The sequence below is a fragment of the Lysobacter enzymogenes genome (genome assembly GCF_017168095.1).
GTDB classification, from domain to species: Bacteria; Pseudomonadota; Gammaproteobacteria; order Xanthomonadales; family Xanthomonadaceae; genus Lysobacter; species Lysobacter enzymogenes_D.
Genome location: NZ_LXSD01000351.1, coordinates 1 through 5274 on the forward strand (window position 1 = coordinate 1; position 5274 = coordinate 5274).

General features: G+C 70.9%; 4 protein-coding genes and 1 pseudogene. 4 read left to right on the top strand and 1 reads right to left on the bottom strand.

Features of this window, described 5'->3' with window-relative positions; translation table 11 throughout:
• The 4 genes and pseudogenes from A7A76_RS13250 to A7A76_RS13265 all read left to right on the top strand — a co-directional run.
• Nucleotides 1–264: pseudogene (locus A7A76_RS13250) on the top strand (hypothetical protein); the annotation flags it as partial.
• Nucleotides 265–298: 34 nt separating this feature from the next.
• Complete coding sequence (locus A7A76_RS13255; RefSeq protein WP_206411625.1) at nt 299–907, top strand: YigZ family protein; 609 nt, start codon at nt 299–301, stop codon at nt 905–907.
• Nucleotides 908–914: 7 nt separating this feature from the next.
• A complete protein-coding gene (locus A7A76_RS13260; protein WP_206411626.1) occupies nt 915–2711 on the top strand; it encodes an ABC transporter transmembrane domain-containing protein in 1797 nt (598 codons plus the stop codon).
• A gap of 45 nt (nt 2712–2756) precedes the next feature.
• Nucleotides 2757–3329: a hypothetical protein gene (locus tag A7A76_RS13265; RefSeq protein WP_206411627.1), complete on the top strand. Its 573-nt coding sequence runs from the start codon at nt 2757–2759 to the stop codon at nt 3327–3329.
• Nucleotides 3330–3413: 84 nt separating this feature from the next.
• Here the strand turns inward: A7A76_RS13265 and A7A76_RS13270 are convergent, their stop codons facing one another.
• Complete coding sequence (locus tag A7A76_RS13270) at nt 3414–4607, bottom strand: S1 family peptidase (RefSeq protein WP_206411628.1); 1194 nt, start codon at nt 4605–4607, stop codon at nt 3414–3416.
• Nucleotides 4608–5274 lie beyond the last annotated feature (667 nt).

Genomic DNA, 5274 nt, shown 5'->3' on the forward strand with positions numbered 1-5274 from the left:
GGCGTGGCCGCGCCGGCCCCCGCGGCGCCCCCGCCGCCGGCGCAGAACGCCGCCGATCCGCGCCTGGAGCAGATCCAGGTCACCGGCTCGCGCAACGCCTCGCTGCAGCGCGCCGCCGCGCTGCCGCCCGAACAGTGGCTCGAACGCATCCGCCAGTACCGCGACGACGGCGAAACCGACCTCGCCCGGCAGGACCTGCGCGCCTTCCGCCGCGCCCACCCGCACATCCGCATTCCCAAGGATCTGCGGCCGCTGCTTCAATGAGCGCACCCGCCGCGCGCGGCCGCGGAGCGCGCCGGTGAGCGCCTCGACCCTGGCCGAGCGCGCCAGCCACACGCTCGAGGTCAAGCACAGCCGCTTCATCGCCCTGGCCGCGCCGGCGGCCTCGCCGGAGGCGGCGCTGGCGTTCCTGGCCGAAGTCGCCGACCCGGCCGCCACCCACAACTGCTGGGCCTACCGGATCGGCGCGCAATACCGCTCCAGCGACGACGGCGAGCCCGCCGGCACCGCCGGCCGGCCGATCCTGGCGGCGATCGACGGCCAGGGCTGCGACCAGACCGTGGTCGTGGTCACCCGCTGGTACGGCGGCATCAAGCTCGGCGCCGGCGGCCTGGTGCGCGCCTACGGCGGCGCCGCGGCCGAATGCCTGCGCCGCGCGCCGCGGCGCGAACTGGTGGCCTACGCCGAGCTGGAACTGGCGTATCCGTTCGCGGACACCGGCGCGGTCCATGCGACACTGAACGCCTTCGGCGCGGAAAAGGCCGACGAACGTTTCGACGCCGCCGGCGCGCGGGTGCGCGTGCGCCTGCCCGCCGCGCGACTGCCCGCCTTGAAAGCGCAGCTGCGCGACGCCACCCGTAATCGCGTGCGCCTGGACGAACCCGGCGCGCCGCCCTCCCCAGTCTGAAAACCCGATGACCGACGCCAGCGCCGGCTCCCAGGCCGCATCCAACCGCGACAAGGCTCCGATCGGCAGCCTGCGCATCCTGTGGCCGTTCGTGCGCAAGTACTTCGGCCTGTTCGTCGCCTGGCTGTTCGCGCTGGCCGCCTCCAGCGCGGTCACCCTGACCCTGCCGGTGGCGTTCAAGACCATGATCGACCAGGGCTTCGCCCAGAGCGCGGCCGGCCGCGGCAGCGGCGCGATCGACCAGGCTTTCCTGCTGCTGTTCGCGGTGGCCATCGCCCTGGCGCTGGCCACCGCGGCGCGCTTCTACTTCGTCTCGGTGCTGGGCGAAAAAGTCGTCGCCGACCTGCGCGAACAGCTCTACCGCCACCTGATCGCGCTCGACGCCGGCTTCCACGACCGCAACCGCAGCGGCGAACTGGTCTCGCGCCTGACCGCCGACGCCGAACTGCTGCGCAGCGTGGTCGGTTCGAGCATGTCGGTGGCGCTGCGCAGCATGGTCACCTTCATCGGCAGCCTGGCGATGCTGTTCGTCACCAGCCCGCGCCTGGCCGCCTACGCGTTGCTCGGCATTCCGCTGGCGGTGCTGCCGATCATCGTCGGCGGGCGCCGGCTGCAGCGCATCTCGCGCTCCAGCCAGGACCGCATCGCCGACGCCAACACCCTGGCCAGCGAAACCCTCGGCGCGGTGCGCACGGTCCAGGCGCACGCGCGCGAGCCGTACGAGCAGGGCCGCTTCAGCGATTCGCTGAAAGTGGCGATCAAGACCGCGCGCAAGCGCATCCGCGCCCAGGCCTGGGTCACCGCCATCGCCATCACTCTGGTGTTCGGCGCGATCACCCTGGTGCTGTGGTCGGGCGCGCACGACGTGGTCGCCGGCCGCCTCACCGGCGGCACCCTGGCCCAGTTCGTGCTGTACGCGCTGATCGGCGGCGGCTCGATCGGCGCGCTGGCCGAAGTCTGGAACGACCTGCAGCGCGCCGCCGGCGGCATGGGCCGGATCGGCGAACTGCTGTCCGAGCGCAGCGCGGTGCAGCCGCCCGCGCAGCCCACGCCGCTGCCGCAGCCGGTGCGCGGCGAGGTCGTGTTCGACCACGTCGGCTTCCATTACCCGCAGCGCCCGGACCTGCCGGCGCTGCAGGATTTCAGCCTGCGGGTGAATCCCGGCGAGACCGTCGCCCTGGTCGGCCCGTCCGGCGCCGGCAAGAGCACGGTGTTCTCGATGCTGCTGCGCTTCCACGACCCGCAGCACGGCGCGGTAACGGTGGACGGCGTGGACGTGCGCGAAGCCGACCTCAGCCAGCTGCGCGGCGCCATCGCCCTGGTGCCGCAGCAGGCGACGATCTTCGCCACCACCGCGCGCGAGAACATCCGCTACGGCCGCCTCGACGCCAGCGACGCCGAACTCGACCAAGCCGTGCGCGCGGCCCACGCCACCGACTTCATCCACGACCTGCCGCAGGGCCTGGCGACCGAGCTGGGCGAACGCGGCGCGCGCCTGTCCGGCGGCCAGCAGCAGCGCATCGCCATCGCCCGCGCCCTGCTCAAGGACGCGCCGATCCTGCTGCTGGACGAAGCCACCAGCGCGCTCGACGCGCAGAGCGAGCGCGCCGTGCAGCAGGCGCTGGAAGCGCTGATGCAGGGCCGCACCACGCTGGTGATCGCCCATCGCCTGGCGACCGTGCTCAAGGCCGACCGGATCGTGGTCATGGACCGCGGCCGCATCGTCGCCGAGGGCACGCACGAGCAGTTGCTGGCGCAGGGCGGCTTGTATGCGGAACTGGCCAAGCTGCAGTTCCTGGATTGAATCGGCGCGGCCGGCAGGCGGCCGCGCTTCCTCATGGAGTTCCCCATGCATCGGATCGCAACCTTCGCCTTGTCGCTGGCGTTCGCCGCCGCGACGCCGCCCGCCGCCGCTGCAGAGGCTGCCGCCACGCGCAGCAACGCGGTCGAAACCGTCGGCGTCTACAGCAACGTGCGCATCGGCCACAGCGAAGACCCGCACGCCTACGGCTACGACGTCGAGCTCTATCGCCACAACGGCGCGCTGTTCGGCCTGTTCTATTCCTCGCAGGGCCTGGCCGGCGACACCCCGCGCGGGCGGCTCCAGGACGTGCGCTTCGACGCCGCCAGCGGCAAGCTGTCCTTCCGCGCCAAGCTCACCGTCGGCCGCGAGTACAGCAAGGACAGCGGCGACGACGGCCGCCCGAGCCGCGACCTGTTCGAATTCGACGGCCGGCTGAGCGCGAAAAGCCTCGCCGGCACCGTGCTCCACCGCAGCGGCTATCGCCCGCAGGAAGTCGACGAACGCGAGACGGTGAAGCTCAAGCTCGATCCGCAGCGCACCCGCGACGCGCGCGAGTTCGCGCCGGCCAGCCGCGCCGCGTGGGAAGCCGAGCCGGTGCCGAACGGGCCTGAATGGTGAGGCGCTAAAAACGAACGCCCCGCGCAAGGCGGGGCGTCCGCATCGACGGCGCTGCAGGCGCGGCGCCGCTGATCTTGCCGGCGATCAGCCGGTGACCAGGCTCAGGCCGTACTGGCTCAGGATCGGCGTCAGCCGCTCGAACAGGCTGCTGCGCTGCGAGGCCGGGATGCCGCAGTTGTTGCCGTTGGACTGCACGTTGCCGCCGGACATCACGCCCTGCGCCTGGCCGGCGCTGGTGATCCACGAACCGCCCGAATCGCCGCGGCCCATGCAGGCGTTGCCCTGGGTCAGGCCCCGCACCGCGCCTTCGGCGTAGTTGGCGGTGACGTTCTTGGCGGTGATGGTGCCGCACTGGTAACCGGTGGTGCGGCCCGAGCGGCACACCGCGGCGCCGATCGCGGCTTCGGCGCTGCCGCGCACGGTGACGTAGCTGCTGCCGTTGGCCACGCGCGGCAGCAGGGTCTGCGCGCTGGTCAGGCTGACCCAGGCGCGGTCGTTGCCGGGGAACACGCGCGCGGCGAAGGTGCCGACCTGGGCGCCGCCGATGCGCGCGACCGCGTTGACGTTGCCGCAATGGCCGGCGGTGACGAAGCCCTTGGTGGTACCGCGGGTGACCGAGAAGCCGACCGAGCACAGCGAAGCGTTGTTGATCGAGTATTCGATGCCGCCGACGATGTTGGCCGTGGTCTGCAGCTTGCCCGGCGAGCTTTCGATCCGCACCTGCGCGCTGTCGGCGCCGCTGAGGGCGACGAAGTCGACGCCGGCTTCCGTCGCGCCGTCGTCGACTTTGACCACCACCGCGTTGCTGCGCGGATCCACGTACCAGCTCTGCACGCCGTCGAGCGGCTTGCTGACGCCCTTCACCCGCGCGTTGGCGCCGGCGTCGAGCTGATCCATCGCCGACTGCAGCTGCTTGAGGCTGTAGCGCACGTTGCGCACTTCCACCCCGCCCAGCGTGGTCGACTTGCGCGCGCCCGAGGTCGCGGCGACGAGCTTGAAGCTGCCGTCTTCGTTGCGCTCGATCCAGCTGCCGGCGAACTGGCTGCCGAACTCGCGTTCGATCGCCGCGGCCTGGGTGCGCGCGAGTTTTTCGGTCTGCAGGTACTGCGGCAGCTGTGCCGGGAAGATGCCCAGATCGCGCTGCATGGCGAATTTCAGCTGGGGATCGACCTGATCGGCCGCCAGCGCAGCCCCGCAGGACATCGCCGCCAGCGCGGCGACGAGGCAGGAAACGGACACGCGCGCGGCGCGGCGCGAACGGTGGTTCGATGCGTACATGCGAAAACTCCTAGGGGAATCTTTCATGGGATCGACGATGAAGCCGGTCGGCTTCGCGAACGCCGTTGCGCGAACGGCGGCCCGTGAGATCGGCGAAGCGCGACGTCGTGCTTCGACGTCCGTTCGCGGGGCTTGGCTAGCTAAGAAGATACGCGCCGCCGACGCAATACGCTGGCGCGAGGCCGGATCACACGCGCAATTCGAGCCGTGTCACAAGACGGCGCATTCGCTTGCGCATTGTGCGAGTTCATCGATCGATTCGAAGACCGTGCGAATGCATCGATGTTGCTTGCTGCATTGCAGCGCACGCGGCAAGTGTGTTTGTTCGTGCATGTGCAGCGCGATGCACGGAAGACAGCACGCGTTGTTCGTCGCCGCAGTCGCGAGGATTCCTGGGCGGCGCGTTAGCGCGGCACGACGCTGAAGTCTCTGGATCCCCGCGTTCGCGGGGATGACGGCTTGGAGTAGCGCGGCGAAAATCGCTCGCGACGAAACCCTCCTACCGTCATGCCCGCGAACGCGGGCATCCAAGGCTTCATCGCGACATGACGCTTAAGTCTCTGGATCCCCGCCTTCGCGGGGATGACGGCTTGGAGTGGCGCGAAGAAAATCGCTCGCGACGAAACCCACCTATCGTCATGCCCGCGAACGCGGGCATCCAGGGCTT

Coding starts and splice junctions, on each gene's coding strand:
- A7A76_RS13270 (WP_206411628.1), bottom strand. CDS start 4,607: ATGTACGCATCGAACCACCGTTCGCGCCGCGCCGCGCGCGTGTCCGTT.
- A7A76_RS13265 (WP_206411627.1), top strand. CDS start 2,757: ATGCATCGGATCGCAACCTTCGCCTTGTCGCTGGCGTTCGCCGCCGCG.
- A7A76_RS13260 (WP_206411626.1), top strand. CDS start 915: ATGACCGACGCCAGCGCCGGCTCCCAGGCCGCATCCAACCGCGACAAG.